The following is a 16583-nucleotide window of genomic DNA, read 5'->3' as shown; positions in this document are numbered from 1 at the left end:
CCCTGTACAAGACCCAACCCTTTGGAGAAATCTATGAGTCTCATGCGCGACATGCTGGAAGCCGGTGTCCATTTTGGCCACCAAACCCGCTACTGGAACCCCAAGATGGCCGAATACATTTTCGGCCAGCGCAATAAAATCCACATCGTCAACCTGGAACGCACGGTCGAGAAATACCTCGAAGCCAGCCAGTTCCTGCGCCAGGTGGCGGCGCGCGGCGGCAATGTCCTGTTCGTCGGCACCAAGCGCTCGGCGCGTGAAATCCTCGCGGCCGAAGCCCAGCGCTGCGGCATGCCCTACGTCGACAGCCGCTGGCTGGGCGGCATGATGACCAACTTCAAGACCGTCAAGACGTCCATCAAGCGCCTGAAAGAAATGGAAACCCAGCAGGCCGAAGGCCTGACCGAAAACATGAGCAAGAAAGAAGCGCTCATGTTCGAACGCGAACTGGCCAAGCTGAACAAATCCATCGGCGGCATCAAGGACATGAACACGCTGCCCGAAGCCCTGTTCGTGATCGACGTCGGCTACCACAAGATCGCCGTGGCCGAAGCCCGCACGCTGGGGATTCCCGTCGTGGGCGTGGTGGACACCAACCATTCTCCCGAAGGTATCGATCACGTCATTCCGGGCAACGACGATTCCAGCAAGGCGATTGCCTTGTATGCCCGCGGCATGGCGGACGCCGTGCTGGCCGGCCGCGAACAAAGCCTCAATGGCCTGGTCGAAGAACTCGCCGAGGGCGAGGAATTCATCGAGGTCGAACAGGACCACCAAGAGGACTGATCCCTCTTTCATGCCGCCCAGGCCCGCCCTGGCCATTGCCGGGCGGGTACTCCGATACCGGCGTGCGCCGGTATCTGCATTGCTCGAACAGGAGAATCTAATGGCTCAAATTACCGCTGCCATGGTCAAAGAATTGCGCGAAAAGACCGACGCGCCGATGATGGAATGCAAAAAAGCCCTGACCGAATCGGACGGCGACCTGGCTCGCGCCGAAGAACTGCTGCGCGTCAAGCTGGGCAGCAAGGCGTCCAAGGCGGCCAGCCGCATCACGGCCGAGGGTCTGGTGGGCTTGCACATTGCCGACGACGGCAAGACCGGCGCCCTGATCGAAGTCAACTGCGAAACCGACTTCGTTGCCAAGAACGACGACTTCATCGCTTTCGTCAACGACCTGGCCCGCCTGGTCGCCGAACAGAATCCGGCCGATATCGCCGCCCTGGGCAGCTGCGCCCTGGGTGAAGGCACGGTCGAAACCACCCGCACCGCGCTGGTGGGCAAGATCGGTGAAAACATGTCCGTGCGCCGTTTTCAGCGCTTCGAGACCGTCGACGCCCTGAACAGCTACGTGCACGGCGGCCGCATCGGCGTCCTGGTCGACTTTGACGGCGACGCCGAGGTCGGCAAGGATCTCGCCATGCACATCGCCGCGACCAAGCCCCGCGCCCTGGACGCCGGCGGCGTCGATCCCGCCCTGATCGCCGCCGAACGCTCGGTGGCCGAGCAAAAGGCCGCCGAATCCGGCAAGCCCGCCGAGATCGTCACCAAGATGGTGGATGGCGCCGTGCAGAAATTTCTGAAGGAAGTCACCCTGCTGTCCCAGCCCTTCGTCAAGAACGACAAGCAGTCCGTCGAACAAATGCTGAAGGAAAAAGGCGCGCGCATCAATCGCTACACCCTGTTCGTGGTCGGCGAGGGCATCGAGAAGAAATCGGAAGACTTCGCCGCCGAAGTCGCCGCCGCCGCCAGCGGTTCCTGATTTTCCCGCTTTCGGGTACGATGGCATCGCGCCGCGTGCGCGGTGCCATTGCGCATCCACGCCATCCGTTTTGCTACTCATTTACTACTCATTCTGCCTTTCCAGGAATCTGGTGCATGTCAAATCCAGCCTATAAGCGCGTCCTCCTGAAGCTGTCGGGCGAGGCCCTCATGGGGGGGGATGCCTATGGCATCAACCGCGCGACCATCCTCCGTATGACCGAAGAAATCCACGGCGTCGTGTCTCTGGGGGTGCAGCTGGCCGTGGTCATCGGCGGGGGCAACATCTTTCGCGGGGTGGCGCCCGGCGCCCAGGGGATGGATCGCGCCACGGCCGACTACATGGGCATGCTGGCCACCGTCATGAACGGTCTGGCCCTGCAGGATGCGCTGAAAAACCATGGGATGGACGCGCGCGTGCAGTCCGCGCTCAATATCGACCAGGTGGTCGAGCGCTACATCCGCCCCAAGGCCCTGCGCTACCTCGAAGAAGGCAAGGTGGTGGTATTCGCGGCGGGCACCGGCAATCCGTTTTTCACCACCGATACGGCGGCCGCCCTGCGCGGGGCCGAAATCGGCGCCGAAATCGTCCTGAAAGCCACCAAGGTCGACGGCATCTACAGCGCCGATCCCAACAAGGATCCCAACGCCACGCGCTACTCGCGCATCAGTTTCGACGAAGCCATCGTGCGCCGCCTCGAAGTCATGGACGCCACGGCCTTCGCGCTGTGCCGCGACCAGAAACTCCCCATTAAGGTCTTTTCGATCAACAAACCCGGGGCCTTGCGTCGCGTCGTCTGCGGCGACGACGAAGGCACCCTGGTTCAGGTATAGGAAACCGTTATGTCCCTCTCCGACATCCGCAGCTCGGCCGACGAGCGCATGGGAAAATCCATCGAATCCTTGAAAACCAACCTGGGCAAGATTCGTACCGGGCGCGCGCATGCCGGCATTCTGGATCATATCCAGGTCGAATACTACGGCTCGCCCGTGCCGGTCAGCCAGGTGGCCAATGTCTCGGTCATCGACGCCCGCACACTCAGCGTTCAGGTCTGGGAAAAAACCATGGCCGCCGCGGTCGACAAGGCCATCCGCGAATCCGACCTGGGCCTCAACCCCATCGCCATGGGCGACAATATCCGGGTGCCCATGCCGGCGCTCACCGAAGAACGCCGCCGCGACCTGACCAAGGTCGTGCGCAGCGAGGGCGAAGACGCCAAGGTGGCGGTGCGCAATCTGCGCCGCGATGCCAACGACGCCCTGAAAAAGCTGCTCAAGGACAAAGAAATCTCCGAAGACGACGACCGGCGCGCCCAGGACGACATCCAGAAGCTCACCGACCGCTACGTAGCGGACATCGACAAGCTGATCACCCAGAAAGAAGCCGAGATCATGACGGTCTGACCGTCGGCTCATTTCCCCCGGGACCGCATGACCCAGACCAGCTCGACGCTTGGCATTCCCCAGACCGGGCAGGTTCCCTGCCACGTGGCCATCATCATGGATGGCAACGGGCGCTGGGCGACCCAGCGCTACTTGCCGCGTTCCGCGGGCCACGTTCGCGGCGTGCAGGCCGTGCGCCGCGTGGTCGAAGCCTGCGGCCGCCGCGGCGTCCAGTACCTGACGCTGTTCGCCTTCAGCTCCGAGAACTGGCGCCGTCCCGCCCAGGAAGTCTCCCTGCTGATGCAGCTTTTTGTCCGCACCCTCGAAAAAGAGGTCGACAAGCTGGTCGCCCAGGGCGTGCGGCTGCGCATCGTCGGCGATCTGAGCGCTTTCGACGCCAAACTGCAGGGGCTGATCCGGGATGCCGAGCGCCGAACCGAAGGCCAGACCGCGCTGACCCTGACCATCGCCGCAAACTATGGGGGGCGCTGGGACATTCTGCAGGCCGCCCAGGCCGCGCTCCGGGATCGGCCCGAGCTCGCCCGGCACCCGGAACAGTTCGACGAATCCGCCCTGGCCGCCCGCCTGTCCATGGCGTATGCCCCGGAACCCGACCTGTTCATCCGCACGGGCGGCGAGCAGCGGATTTCCAATTTTCTGATCTGGCAGCTGGCCTATACCGAGCTGTATTTCACCGATTGCTACTGGCCGGATTTCGGCGCCGCCGAGATGGATCAGGCCTTTGCCTGGTATCAGGATCGCGAACGCCGCTTCGGGCGCACCAGCCAGCAGCTGCGTCCATCCGCCTGACGGGGGTTTCCATGCTACGCCAACGTATCCTGACCGCGATTGTCCTTCTGCTGATCATCGCGGCCGCCGTCACGGCCGCCACGCCCTGGCCCATGCTGGCCCTGCTGGGCATCATGACGGGCTGCGCCCTGTGGGAATGGTGGCGGCTGGTCTGGTCGCACCCCTGGGCGCGCAGCGCCGGCGCCGTGGTGCTGGTCATCGCGCTGGGGGTGGCCTCGCGCCTGCTGGTGGACGGCCAGCCCGGGCTGGCCGCCTTGTTCCATGCCGGCCTCCTGCCCCTGGCGGTGCTGTTCTGGCTGCTGGCCGCGCCGGCCATGGTGCTGCGGGCGCAAGTCCCCGCGCAGTGTCCGACGGCCGGCCTGGCGCTGGCCGGCCTGCTGGTTCTTGTGGCCACCTGGTATGCGCTGGCCTGGTTGTTCGTCCGGCACGGCGCCGCCGCCCTGGTGTCGCTCTGGGCCCTGGTGTGGTGCGCGGACATCGCCGCCTACTTCGTGGGCCGCGGCCTGGGCCGGCACAAGCTCGCTCCACGGGTCAGCCCCGGCAAAAGCTGGGAAGGCGCGCTGGGCGGGGTGGTGTTTGCGACGCTGTGGCTGCTGGCCTGCGCGGCCTGGTGGCCGGGCAGCTACGGGGCTTTGCTGCTGCCGCGCCTGGGCTGGCCGGCGCTGGCCGCCGTCGGGGCCGTGCTGGCCGCCTGGTCCATCATCGGGGATCTTTTCGAATCCCTGCTCAAGCGACGTGCCGGGGTCAAGGATTCCAGCCACCTGCTGCCCGGGCATGGCGGGGTGTATGATCGCATCGACGCTGTCTTGCCGGTCGCCCCGGCGGCCGCGCTCTTGTTGATTATCGGATAAGTCCATGCCTGTTGTGCAACACCTGTGCATCCTGGGTTCCACCGGCTCCATCGGGGTGAGCACCCTGGATGTCGTCGCCCGGCATCCAGAACGCTTCAAAATCCACGCCCTGACGGCCCACAGCCGCATCGAAACGCTGGCGGATCAGGCGGCCCGGCATGCCGCGCGCGTGGTCGTGGTGCCCGACGACGCGGCCCGCCGGCGCTTCCTGGCCGCCTGGCCGGCCGGGCGGGCGCGTCCCGAAATCCGGGTGGGGGCGCAGGCCTTGGCGGATACCGCCGCCGATCCCGCCGTCACCGCCGTCATGGCGGCCATCGTCGGGGCAGCCGGCCTGCCCGGCGCGCTGGCGGCGGCGCGGGCGGGCAAGCGCGTGCTGCTGGCCAACAAAGAAGCCCTGGTGGCGGCCGGCGGCCTGTTCATGCAGGCGGTGCGCGACAACGGCGCCGAGCTCCTGCCCATCGACAGCGAGCACAACGCTATTTTCCAGTGCCTGCCGCAGTCGGCCGACCGCAGCAAGGCGCCCGCACGGCCCGCGGCCGGGGTGCGCCGCCTGCTGCTGACGGCCTCCGGCGGCCCTTTCCGGCGCACCGCCCTGGATCAACTGGAACACGTCACGCCCGACCAGGCCTGCGCCCACCCCAACTGGCGCATGGGGCGCAAGATCTCGGTGGATTCCGCCACCATGCTGAACAAAGGGCTCGAAGTCATCGAGGCCCACTGGCTGTTCGCCATGCCGCTGGATCGCATCCAGGTGGTGATCCACCCGCAAAGCGTGGTGCATTCCATGGTTGAATACCTGGATGGCTCGATCCTGGCCCAACTGGGCCAGCCCGACATGCGCACGCCCATCGCCTATGGCCTGGGCTACCCGGACCGACTCGACAGCGGGGTGGGCCTGCTCGAACTGACCCGCCTGGGGCACCTGGACTTCGAAACGCCCGACCTGCAGCGGTTTCCCTGTCTGGGCCTGTCGCTGGACGCCCTGCGGCAAGGGCAGGGGGCCTGCATCGCCCTGAACGCCGCCAACGAAGTCGCGGTGGCCGGTTTTCTGCAAGGCAAGATCCGCTACACCCAGATCCCGGACATCATCGCGCATTGCCTGGATGAATCCGCCCGCCGGGATGCCATCCCCCCGGCGTCGCTGGACGAAGTCCTGGCGCTGGACGCCCGCGCGCGGCGCACGGCGTCGGGCTATTGCCGGCTCGCCTGAGCCGGGCTTTCCGTGTCTTTCTGTTCTCCGGTATGTTGCTGACTCTCCTCGCGTTCATCGTCGCCCTGGGCCTCCTGGTGACCTTCCACGAACTGGGCCACTACTGGGTGGCCCGGCGCTGCGGTGTCCGCATCCTGCGGTTTTCCGTCGGTTTCGGGCCGATCCTCCTGCGCCGCCGGGATCGTCGCGGCACCGAATGGGCCTTGTCGGCCATTCCGCTGGGCGGGTATGTGAAGATGCTGGACGACGCCCCCGCCGGGGCCGACGCGGCGACCCGCCAATCCGCATTCAACGCCCAGCCCCTGCGGCGCCGGGTCGCGGTGGTGGCCGCCGGCCCGGCCGCCAATCTGCTGCTGGCCGCCCTGATCTACGCGCTGCTGAATCTGTGGGGCACCTGGCAGCCCGCCGCCGTGCTGGGCAGCCCTGCCGCCGGCACCCCGGCGGCTCAGGCCGGCGTCCAGGCTGGCGACGCGCTCCTGGCCGTCAACGGCCAGCCCGTGGCCTCCTGGCCGCAGGCGCGCTGGCAACTGCTGGCGCCGATTACCGACGGCGGCGCGGTGCGGCTGTCCCTGCGGGCGGACGGCCAGCCGGGCGTCCGCGAACTCGCCCTGCGGCTGGCCGGCACCGCGCCCGATGCCGCCGATGACGATCCTCTGGCGCGCGCCGGCCTGATTCTGCAGGCGGGCCGACCGCAACTGGGCGACCTGACGCCTGGGGGGGCCGCCCAGCGGGCCGGCCTGCTGCCCGGCGACCTCATTCTGGCGGTGGACGGCCGGCCGGCCCTCACCACCGATGATTTTGTGCAGTTCATCCAGCGGCACCCCGGGCAGCCCGTCGCGTTGACGGTGCAGCGCCAGTCCGCCCGGCTGGATCTGTCGGTCACCCCGGATCCCCTGCCGGACGCCGGCCGGACGATCGGCCGCATCGGCGCGCAGGTTCAGGCGCAACTGCCCATGGTGCTGGTGCGCCTGGGGCCTCTGGACAGCCTGTGGGCGGGTGTGCGCAGCACGGTCGACATGAGCCTGTTTTCCTTGCGCATGATGGGGCGGATGCTGACGGGCGCTGCGTCGTGGCGCCAGATCAGCGGGCCCGTCACCATTGCCGAATACGCCGGCCAGACGGCCCGCATCGGCCTGGAAGCCTACCTGCGCTTCCTGGCGCTGATCAGCATCAGCATCGGCGTGCTGAATCTGCTGCCCATCCCCATGTTGGACGGCGGCCACTTGTTGTTTTATCTTATCGAAGCCTTGCGCGGCGGCCGGCCCGTTTCCGAGGCGCTGCGCGAACAGGCGACGCGAATCGGCATGAGTCTTGTGCTCGCGCTCATGTTCCTTGCCTTGTTCAATGATTTTTCACGGCTTTTCAGGTGATCGCGTTGTGACTTACAATCGCGCATTACTTGTCCCATGACCCCGCTACGGCTGAAAAGGATTGCCAGGATGTCGTCTATTCGGAACTCTCGTTTCATCAAGCGCACCATGCCCATGGTGCTGGCCGCGCTCTTGGCCCCGGCCATGGCGGCGGCATTCACGCCTTTCGTCGTCCAGGACATCCAGGTGCGGGGGGTCGAACGGGTCGATCCCGGCACGATCTTCACCTATCTGCCCGTCCAGGTCGGCCAGACCTTCACCGAGGCCGAAGCCGCCGCCGCCATCCAGAAACTCTACGCAACGGGCTTTTTCAGCGATGTCAAAATCGACGCCCGGGGGAACGTCCTGGTGGTGTCCGTCGCCGAGCGCCCCACGATCGCCTCCATCACCTTCAACGGCATGCGGGAATTCGACGCCAAGGCTCTGACCAAATCCCTGTCCCAGGTCGGTTTCGGGCAAGGGCGCATCTTCGATCAGGCCATGCTCGACCGGGCGACGTTCGAGCTCAAGCAGCAGTACCTGGCCAAGGGCAAGTACGGCGTTCAGGTCAATCCGGTCATCACCCCCCTGCCGCGCAACCGGGTCGGGGTCAGCTTCGATATCTTCGAAGGCGGGGTGGCCACCATCGAGCGCATCGACTTCATCGGCAACCAGGCCTTTTCCGCCGGCACCCTCGAAGACCAGATGGAGCTGACCACCGGGGGCTTCATGACCTGGTACACCGGCACCGACAAATATTCCCGCGAAAAACTCGAAGGCGACGTCGAGCGCATCCGTTCGTATTACCTGGATCACGGCTACCTGGAATTCACCATGGAGCCCCCGCAGGTCACGATTTCACCGGATCGCAAGCACATCTACCTGACCTTCACCCTGCATGAGGGCGACCCCTATACCCTGGGCCAAGTGGATCTGGCCGGCGACCTGCTGGGCCTGGACAGCAAGCTGCAGCAGTTGGTCACCGTCCACGAAGGCGAAACCTTCTCCGCCGAGAAAACCAACGCCGTCGCCAAGTCGATCACCGATTACCTGGGGTCGCTGGGCTATGCCTTCGCCAACGTCAACCCCAGCCCGGCCCTGAACCCAGCGGATCACGTCGCGCAACTGACGTTCTACGTCGATCCGGGCCGTCGGGTCTATGTGCGCCGCATCAACGTCGGCGGCAATACCCGCACCCGCGACGAGGTCGTGCGCCGCGAGATGCGCCAGCAGGAAGCCGCCTGGTACGATTCCTCCAGCATCCAGTCCTCGAAAGAACGCATCGACCGCCTGGGCTATTTCAGCGAGGTCGACGTCAAGACCGACCCGGTTCCCGGATCGCCCGACGAAGTCGACGTCAATGTCGATGTCAAGGAAAAACCCACCGGCATGATCAATCTGGGGGTGGGCTACGGCTCCACCGACAAGCTGATGCTGTCCGCGGGCATCAGCCAGGACAATGTGTTCGGCAGCGGCAACTCCCTGGCGCTCAACATCAATACCAGCAAGACCAACCGGGCCGCCGTGCTGACGCACACCAACCCGTACTGGACGCAGGACGGCATCAGCAAGACCACCTCGCTGTACTACCGGCGCCTGACCCCCTACGATGTCTCGGACAGCGGGTCGCTGGGCTGGTATTCCATCGAATCCATGGGCCTGGGGCTTAATTTCGGGGTGCCGATCTCCGAGTACGACCGGATCTTCGCCGGCGTGACCTTCGAGCGCAACTCGCTGCGCGACATGGTCATGGGCACCAATCTGGACAATAACCCGGCGCCCCTGGCCTACCAGACTTTCGTCAACAGCTATGGCGAGACCACCAACGCCGGCATCTTCAGCGTGGGCTGGGCCAAGGACACGCGCGACAGCGCCATCGCCCCCCACAAGGGCAGCTACACCCGCCTGTCGGCGGACATCTCCACGCTGGATCTGCGCTACTACAAGCTCTCCGGCCAGCAGCAGTATTTCCTGCCGCTGGGGCGCGCGTTCACCCTGGCGCTCAACGGCCAGGTCGACTGGGCCAAGACCTACGGCAGCAGCAACAAGCCGTTCCCCGTCATCAAGAACATGTATGCCGGGGGCATCGGCTCGGTTCGTGGCTACGAGGGCGCCTCGCTGGGGCCGCGCGACACGCTGACCGACACCTTCCTGGGCGGCTCGCGGCGCATCGTGGGCAACATCCAGCTGTACATGCCGTTCCCCGGGGCCTCGCGCGACCGCACGTTGCGCTGGTTCCTGTTCTCCGACATCGGCCAGATCACCACGACGGACAATTCCGGCTGCCCGCAGGGCCAGGACAATCGCGTCGCCGACCCGTGCGGCTGGAAATACTCGGCGGGCCTGGGGCTGTCCTGGGAATCCCCCCTGGGGCCCTTGCAGCTGTCCGTGGCCCGGCCGCTCAACGCCAAGGAAGGCGATCAGAAACAAGTGTTTCAGTTCCAGATCGGCACGGGTTTCTGATTCCTCCCATTTAGTGGCACAATAATCGTTTTTTATCGCAGCGATCAATCGCAGGTGGTTTTGTCATCATGACTCTTTCAGGCTTGAACGTTTCAACTCTGGCGCAGCGCGCCGTGTCGGGTCACCGGGCATTGGCCGTGGCCGCCGCCATCGGGCTGGGCGCGCTTTTCGTCGCCCCCGTCTACGCCCAGGCGACCAAAATAGGTTTCGTCAGCACCGAACGCATCCTGCGCGACTCCAAACCCGCCAAGGCCGCCCAGGCCAAGATCGAGTCCGAATTCAAAAAGCGCGATCAAGACCTGCAAAAACTGGCGGACAGCCTGCGGGCCCAGGCGCAGAAGCTGGACAAAGACGCCCCGGTGCTGTCCGAGTCCGACCGCATCAAGCGTCAGCGCCAGCTGCAGGATATGGATTCCGATCTGCAGCGCAAGCGCCGCGAATTCCAGGAAGACTTCAATCGCCGCCGCAACGAAGAATTCTCCGCCATCGTCGAAAAAGCCGATGCGGCGATCAAGAAAATCGCCGAACAGCAAAACTACGATCTGATCATCCAGGACGCCGTCACGGTCAGCCCGCGCGTGGATATCACCGACCAGGTCATCAAGTCCCTGGGCGGTTAACCCGCCATGCCGGTGTTGCTTGCGCCCCAGCGGGCTCCCGCGCTGCGGCGGCTGCTGCAAGAGGCCGACATCGTCGGCCTGGGGTGCACGATCAGCGATCCGTCCTGCGCCGACGACCTGAAAATCGCCGGCATCGGCTCCCTGCAATCGGCCGGGCCCACCGAAATCAGCTTTCTGTCCAATCCCAAGCTGCACCAGCAGTTGGACGGCTGCCAGGCGGCGGCCGTCATCCTGCGGCCCCAGGACTGGCAGGCCTATCAGGCCGCGCACCGGCCCGACCCGGCCTGGGCGGCCGTGCTGTGCGAGCAGCCCTACCTGATGTACGCCCTGCTGGCGCAGTGGTTCGACCGCCATCGCCTGGCGGGCCTGCCCGGCGGCATCCATCCCAGCGCCATCGTCGCCCGGGACGCCATCCTGGAGGACGACGTGCACGTGGGGCCGCTGGCCGTGATCGACGCCCGCACGCGCATCGGCGCGGGCACGCGCATCGGCGCGGGGTGCGTGCTCGGCCCGGATTGTGAAGTCGGCCGCGACAGCCTGCTGCATGCCCGCGTCACCCTGTACCACGGGGTCAAAATCGGCGCCCGCGCCGTCCTGCATGCGGGGGTTGTGCTGGGGGCCGACGGCTTCGGCTTCGCGCCGGATCCCCGCACGCCGGGCGCCTGGGCCAAGATCGCCCAGTTGGGCGGGGTGCGGGTCGGCGACGACGTCGAAATCGGCGCCAACACCACGGTCGACCGCGGCGCGGTCGAGGACACCGTGCTGGGCAATGGGGTCAAGCTCGATAACCAGATCATGATCGGTCATAATTGCCGCATCGGCGACCACACCGCCATGGCCGCCTGCGTGGGGGTGGCGGGGTCCACCACCATGGGCCGGCGCTGCGTCATCGGGGGCGCGGCCATGTTCGGCGGCCACCTGACGCTGGCGGACGACGTCCACGTTTCCGGCGGCACGGCAGTCACTTCGGATATCCTGAAGCCCGGCCGCTACACCGGGGTGTTTCCCCTGGCCGAGCACAGCACTTGGCAGCATAATGCCGCCGTCATCGGGCAATTGGCGCCCCTGCGCAAGCGGCTCCGCGCAATCGAACGGCAAGCGATGGCCGAATCAGCCGGGCAGTCGGCAAACAACAAGCAGGACACAGAATAATGGAACTCGATATCAAAGACATCATGGAAAGGCTGCCGCACCGGCAGCCGATGCTGCTGGTGGACCGCGTCCTCGAAATGGATCCGGGGAAAAGCATCGTCGCCATTAAAAATGTCACCTACAACGAACCGTTCTTTCAGGGGCACTTCGCCCATCATCCTGTCATGCCGGGCGTGCTCATCATCGAAGCCCTGGCGCAGGCCGCCGCGCTGTTTTCATTCGCCGACGCGGGCGCGCCCAACCTCGTCAGCACCAAGGTCGCCTATTACCTGGTCGGGGTCGATGGGGCGCGTTTCCGCCGTCCGGTCGTCCCGGGCGACCAACTGCGCATGGAAGTCTCCGCCGACAAACTCAGCCGCTCCATCTGTAAGTACACGGCCGTCGCCAAGGTCGACGACCAGATCGCCGCCGAAGCCAAGATCATGTGCGCCGTGCGCATCCTGGAAGAATAATGACGCAGCCCCAGGTTCATCCCACCGCGATTGTTGCTCCGGGGGCGGTGCTGGGTTCGGGGGTCGACGTCGGCCCCTACAGCGTGATCGGCGCCCACGTGCGCATCGGGGCCGGCACCCGGGTGGGGCCGCATTGCGTCATCGACGGGCATACCACCATCGGCCCCGACAACCATTTCTATGGCTTTTGCGCCATCGGCGGCATCCCCCAGGACAAAAAATACGCGGGCGAGCCCACCGGCCTGGAAATCGGCGCCGGCAATACCTTTCGTGAATTCGTCACCGTCAACACGGGGACGATCCAAGACGTCGGCACCACCCGGCTGGGCGATGACAACTGGATCATGGCCTACGTCCACATTGCCCACGATTGCCAGCTGGGCAGCCACATCGTGATCTCCAACAGCGTGCAGTTGGGGGGGCATATCCATATCGGCGACTGGGCCATCATCGGCGGCCTGTCCGCCGTGCATCAGTTCGTGCGCATCGGCGCCCACACCATGATCGGCGGCACCAGCTCGGTGCGCCAGGACGTCCCGCCCTACATGATCGGCGCGGGCGATTCTTTCCGGCCGGTCGGCATCAACGCCGAAGGCCTGGGGCGGCGGGGCTTTTCGCCCGCGGACATCCAGGCCCTCAAAGACGCTTTCAAAATCCTTTATCGCCGCCAGCTGAACATTTCCCAGGCCATCGACGCCCTGATCGAACTGCAATCCCGGCAGCCCGACCAGGCCCCGACGGTTCAGGCCCTGGTCGATTTCCTGCAGGCATCCAGCCGCGGCATCGCCCGCCCATGACCCGGCTGCCGCCCGCCCTTGGCCTGCCGGGCCGTCGCCCGGCGGCTTGCCCCGGCGGGGCGGGCGGATGACGGCGCGCGCCATGCGGGCCGTCGTGGTGGCGGGCGAACCCTCCGGCGATCTGCTGGCCGCCCGGATGATTACCGGGCTGCAGGCGCGCAGCCCGGGCATCGAGGTGGGCGGCATCGGCGGCCCGGCCATGGCCCGCACGGGGTTTGCGGCCTGGCACCCCCTGGATGCCCTGTCGGTCTTCGGCTATGTGGATGCCCTGCGCCAGGCGCCGCGCCTGGTGCGCACCTGGCGCGACACGCGCCGGCGGGTGATCGGCCAGCGGCCCGACGTGCTCGTCGGGGTGGACGCGCCCGATTTCAATCTGCGGCTGGAAGAAAAAGCCCGAGCCGCCAGGATCCCCACCGTGCATTTCGTCGGGCCGTCCATCTGGGCCTGGCGCTTCGAACGCATCCACCAGATCCGCCGGGCCGTTTCGCACATGCTGGTGCTGTTTCCCTTTGAAGTCGACCTGTATCGGGCGCAAGGGATACCGGTCACGTATGTGGGCCACCCGCTGGCCGAACTGATTCCCAAGCAACCCGACCGCGCGGCGGCCCGGGCGGTGCTGGGCCTGTCGCCCGAGCACCGGGTGCTGGCCCTGATGCCGGGCAGCCGGGAATCCGAGCTGCGCCTGCTGGCCCCCCGGTTCCTGCAGGCCGCCCGGCAACTGCGCCAGCAGGATCCCGGGCTGCAGATCGTCGTGCCCGTGGTCAATGCCCAGCGGCGCGCCCAATTCGAAGCCTTGCTGGCCCAGCATCCGGTGGCCGGCTGCCGGGTTCTGGCGGCGGCGCCGGCCGCCGCCGGGGCCGCGCCCGGACGCGGCGACGGGCTGGATACCCGCGATTGGCCCATTGCCTGGCATGCCATGGAAGCCGCCGACGCGGTGCTGGTGGCCAGCGGCACGGCCACCCTGGAAGCCGCCTTGTTCAAGCGGCCCCTGGTGATTTCTTATGTGCTCAGTCCATGGATGCGGCGCATCATGGCCTGGAAGTCCGGCCAGCAGGCCCCCAGCCTGCCGTGGGTCGGGCTGCCCAATATCCTGGAACGCGATTTCGTGGTGCCAGAGCTTCTGCAAGAAGCCGCCACCCCGGACGCCCTGGCCGCCGCCACCTGGACGGCGCTCAGTGATGCGCGGCACGCGGCGCAGGTTGCCCAGCGCTTCCTGGCGTTGCACAATACCCTGGATCGAGACACCCCGGGCCTGGCCGCCCAGGCTATTTTGGACGTCTGCCATGCCCATGCCAACTGAACGCTTTGCCGCCCCGGCAACGCCCGTCCTGACCGCCGGCGTCGACGAGGCGGGCAGGGGGCCGCTGGCCGGGCCCGTGTTTGCCGCGGCGGTGGTGCTCGATCCGGCCCGGCCCATCCCCGGCCTGGCCGATTCCAAAAAACTCAGCGCCGCCCGCCGCGAGGCGCTGGCCGCGCAAATCCGCGAACACGCGCTGGCCTGGGCGGTGGCCCAGGCCGACGTGCCGACCATCGACCGCCTCAATATCCTGCAGGCCACCCTGCTGGCGATGCGCCAGGCCTGCGCAAGCCTGTCCCTGGCGCCGCAGCTCATTCTCGTCGATGGCAACCGCCTGCCAGTGGGGTTGCCGTGCCCGGCCCGCGCCCTGGTGGGGGGCGATGCGCTGGAACCCGCGATTTCCGCCGCCTCGATACTGGCCAAAACCGCACGCGACGCCTGCTGTCTGGCCCTGCACGAACAGTACCCGCAGTACGCCTTCGACCGCCACAAGGGCTACGGCACGGCGCTGCACCTGGCGCGCCTGACGCAATACGGCCCTTGCCCCGCCCATCGCCGCAGCTTTGCGCCGGTGCGGCGCCTCCTGCCGGCGGCCACGCCCCTTCTGTCGGCGGCCACGCCATGAGCCACCCGATTTCCGTGCGCCATATCGCGTCGCGCGACAACCCGGACTACCGCCTGTGGCTGCGCCTGGCCCAGGGCAGGCCGGGGCATCGGGAAACCCGCATCCTGATCGAAGGCGAGCACCTGTGCCAGGCTTGGCTCGAACACCACGGCCCGCCCGAGGCGCTGATCGTCAGCGAAGCCATCCAGGCCCAGTCGCCCGGCTGGATCAAGCCCCTGTGGCGCGACTGCGAAACCACGCGCCGGATCGTGCTGGAAGATCACCTCGCCAGGATGCTGTCGCAGGTCGAATCCGGCCCCGCCGTGTTTTTCCTGGTCGAGCCGCCCTGCGTGTCCCTGCCCGAGCGGATCGACACGGGCTGCCTTTGGCTGGATCGGGTGCAAGACCCCGGCAACCTGGGCACCTTGCTGCGCACCGCCGCCGCCGCAGGGCTGACGTCCGCCTATTTGTCCACGGGCTGCGCGGCGGTGTGGTCGCCCAAGGTGCTGCGCAGCGGCCAGGGGGCGCATTTTGCGCTGGCAGTCCACACCCAGGTGGATCTGCTGAAGCTGCACTCCCGTCTGCGCGTGCCCCTGGCGGCCACCACGCTGCAGGCGGCGCGCGCGATCTACCAGTATGACCTGAGAACCCCGTGCGCCTGGCTGTTCGGCAACGAAGGGCGCGGGGTATCGCCCGACCTGATGGCCCTGGCCGACTGGCGGGTACATATCCCGCAGTCGTCGGGGGTCGAATCCCTGAACGTCGCGGCGGCGGCGGCCATCTGCCTGTTCGAGCAACGCCGCCAGCAGCACACCGATTGACCGGCGCGCGGGCGTTTGGCCCGGCGCATCCCCGGCGTGTTTTTCAGTAGGTCATGCGATCCAGCCCGACCTCGTCCAGGATCTTGGTGGAGATTTCCTCGATGGAGCGGGTCGTCGTGGACAGCCAGGGGATGTTTTCCATGCGCATCAGACGCTCCGCGTCGGCGATTTCCCGGCGGCACTGCTTGAGCGAGGCATACGTGCTATTGGGGCGGCGTTCGTTGCGAACCTCGGCCAGGCGCTCGGGCTGGATGGACAGGCCGAACAGCTTGCGCCGAAAAGGCAGCAGGGTGGCGGGCAGGGCGCCGCGGTCGAAGTCCTCGGGGATCAGGGGATAGTTGGCCGCCCTGACGGCGTACTGCATGGCCAGGTACAGGCTGGTGGGAGTTTTGCCGCAGCGCGACACCCCCACCAGGATCACGTCGGCCTGTTCCAGGCCGTGGATATACTGCCCGTCGTCGTGCGCCAGGCTGAAATTGATGGCCTCGATGCGGTGGTTGTATTGCTTCGACAGGCCATTGGTATGCGAGCGCCCCACCGACTGGCTGGATTTCACCCCCAGCACGTCCTCCAGCTGCTGCACGAAGGCGCCGAACAAATCCAGGAAGATGCAGGGCGCCTGACGAATCCGGGCGGCGATGTCGGGGTCGACGAGGGTGCTGAACACCAGGGGCGGCGGCCCGCCCTGGTCGGCGCGCTGCTGGATGCGCCGGGCGGCGGCGGCGGCTTTCTCGATGGAGTCGATGAACGGCAGGCGCACCGCCTGGAAGGCGATTTCCTCGAATTGAGACAACACCGCATGACTGAAGGTCTCGGCGGTGATCCCGGTGCTGTCGGAAACAATGAAGACGGGGCGATTCGATACGGGGTCGGTCATGGGCTTTGAACCATCAAGCGTCAGAAACGGTACAATCCGCGAAGGTTACCAGTCACGGGATGCTCAGGCAAGGCTGGTTTGCCAGGCGCATGCGGGTTTCGCCTTCTCGAAACCGGCACGGGTCACCCGCCGCCCT

Annotated in this window: 17 protein-coding genes; 16 read left to right on the top strand and 1 reads right to left on the bottom strand. The window is 66.5% G+C overall.

Going from position 1 to position 16583, the window contains the following annotated elements:
* Positions 1-33 precede the first annotated feature (33 nt).
* The 16 genes from rpsB to ACMHYJ_RS03135 all read left to right on the top strand — a co-directional run bounded on the left by rpsB (position 34) and on the right by ACMHYJ_RS03135 (position 15570).
* The gene (rpsB, locus tag ACMHYJ_RS03210; protein ID WP_414244749.1) at positions 34-786 is read left to right on the top strand and encodes a 30S ribosomal protein S2; all 753 of its coding nucleotides are present in this window, start codon (positions 34-36) and stop codon (positions 784-786) included.
* A 100-nt stretch (positions 787-886) separates the two neighbouring features.
* Positions 887-1762, top strand: coding sequence for a translation elongation factor Ts (gene tsf / locus ACMHYJ_RS03205; RefSeq protein WP_414244748.1), 876 nt, complete (start codon positions 887-889; stop codon positions 1760-1762).
* A 116-nt stretch (positions 1763-1878) separates the two neighbouring features.
* Positions 1879-2595: a UMP kinase gene (gene pyrH / locus ACMHYJ_RS03200; RefSeq protein WP_414244747.1), complete on the top strand. Its 717-nt coding sequence runs from the start codon at positions 1879-1881 to the stop codon at positions 2593-2595.
* A 9-nt stretch (positions 2596-2604) separates the two neighbouring features.
* On the top strand, positions 2605-3165 hold the full coding sequence (gene frr / locus ACMHYJ_RS03195; protein ID WP_414244746.1) for a ribosome recycling factor: 561 nt from the start codon (positions 2605-2607) through the stop codon (positions 3163-3165).
* Positions 3166-3192: 27 nt separating this feature from the next.
* Complete coding sequence (gene uppS, locus ACMHYJ_RS03190) at positions 3193-3954, top strand: polyprenyl diphosphate synthase (protein ID WP_414244745.1); 762 nt, start codon at positions 3193-3195, stop codon at positions 3952-3954.
* Positions 3955-3965: 11 nt separating this feature from the next.
* Complete coding sequence (locus tag ACMHYJ_RS03185) at positions 3966-4805, top strand: phosphatidate cytidylyltransferase (protein WP_414244744.1); 840 nt, start codon at positions 3966-3968, stop codon at positions 4803-4805.
* Positions 4806-4809: 4 nt separating this feature from the next.
* Positions 4810-6015: a 1-deoxy-D-xylulose-5-phosphate reductoisomerase gene (ispC, locus tag ACMHYJ_RS03180; RefSeq protein ID WP_414244743.1), complete on the top strand. Its 1206-nt coding sequence runs from the start codon at positions 4810-4812 to the stop codon at positions 6013-6015.
* Between the two features lie 32 nt (positions 6016-6047).
* Positions 6048-7385 carry an RIP metalloprotease RseP gene (gene rseP / locus ACMHYJ_RS03175; RefSeq protein WP_414244742.1) on the top strand — a complete coding sequence of 446 codons (1338 nt, stop codon included), beginning with the start codon at positions 6048-6050 and terminating at the stop codon, positions 7383-7385.
* A 69-nt stretch (positions 7386-7454) separates the two neighbouring features.
* The gene (gene bamA / locus ACMHYJ_RS03170; RefSeq protein WP_414244741.1) at positions 7455-9827 is read left to right on the top strand and encodes an outer membrane protein assembly factor BamA; all 2373 of its coding nucleotides are present in this window, start codon (positions 7455-7457) and stop codon (positions 9825-9827) included.
* Between the two features lie 68 nt (positions 9828-9895).
* Positions 9896-10447, top strand: coding sequence for an OmpH family outer membrane protein (locus ACMHYJ_RS03165; protein ID WP_414244740.1), 552 nt, complete (start codon positions 9896-9898; stop codon positions 10445-10447).
* A 6-nt stretch (positions 10448-10453) separates the two neighbouring features.
* Positions 10454-11599 (top strand): UDP-3-O-(3-hydroxymyristoyl)glucosamine N-acyltransferase, encoded by a 1146-nt coding sequence (lpxD, locus tag ACMHYJ_RS03160; RefSeq protein ID WP_414244739.1) that lies wholly within the window; start codon positions 10454-10456, stop codon positions 11597-11599.
* Positions 11599-12051 carry a 3-hydroxyacyl-ACP dehydratase FabZ gene (gene fabZ, locus ACMHYJ_RS03155; RefSeq protein WP_414244738.1) on the top strand — a complete coding sequence of 151 codons (453 nt, stop codon included), beginning with the start codon at positions 11599-11601 and terminating at the stop codon, positions 12049-12051. Before lpxD ends, fabZ begins: the two co-directional genes overlap by 1 nt.
* Complete coding sequence (lpxA, locus tag ACMHYJ_RS03150; RefSeq protein ID WP_414244737.1) at positions 12051-12848, top strand: acyl-ACP--UDP-N-acetylglucosamine O-acyltransferase; 798 nt, start codon at positions 12051-12053, stop codon at positions 12846-12848. The genes fabZ and lpxA overlap by 1 nt, the downstream gene beginning before the upstream one ends.
* Before the next feature lie 67 nt (positions 12849-12915).
* Positions 12916-14148, top strand: coding sequence for a lipid-A-disaccharide synthase (gene lpxB, locus ACMHYJ_RS03145; protein ID WP_414244736.1), 1233 nt, complete (start codon positions 12916-12918; stop codon positions 14146-14148).
* Positions 14138-14770 carry a ribonuclease HII gene (rnhB, locus tag ACMHYJ_RS03140; protein WP_414244841.1) on the top strand — a complete coding sequence of 211 codons (633 nt, stop codon included), beginning with the start codon at positions 14138-14140 and terminating at the stop codon, positions 14768-14770. Before lpxB ends, rnhB begins: the two co-directional genes overlap by 11 nt.
* Positions 14767-15570: a TrmH family RNA methyltransferase gene (locus tag ACMHYJ_RS03135; RefSeq protein ID WP_414244735.1), complete on the top strand. Its 804-nt coding sequence runs from the start codon at positions 14767-14769 to the stop codon at positions 15568-15570. Before rnhB ends, ACMHYJ_RS03135 begins: the two co-directional genes overlap by 4 nt.
* Before the next feature lie 43 nt (positions 15571-15613).
* Here the strand turns inward: ACMHYJ_RS03135 and ACMHYJ_RS03130 are convergent, their stop codons facing one another.
* Positions 15614-16447 carry a pyruvate, water dikinase regulatory protein gene (locus ACMHYJ_RS03130; protein ID WP_414244734.1) on the bottom strand — a complete coding sequence of 278 codons (834 nt, stop codon included), beginning with the start codon at positions 16445-16447 and terminating at the stop codon, positions 15614-15616.
* Between the last annotated feature and the right edge of the window lie 136 nt (positions 16448-16583).

This window comes from Castellaniella hirudinis (assembly GCF_047468865.1).
Lineage (GTDB): Bacteria > Pseudomonadota > Gammaproteobacteria > Burkholderiales > Burkholderiaceae_B > Castellaniella > Castellaniella hirudinis_A.
The sequence above is the reverse complement of the archived record's forward strand: the minus strand, read 5'-3'. Positions and strand labels throughout refer to the sequence as shown.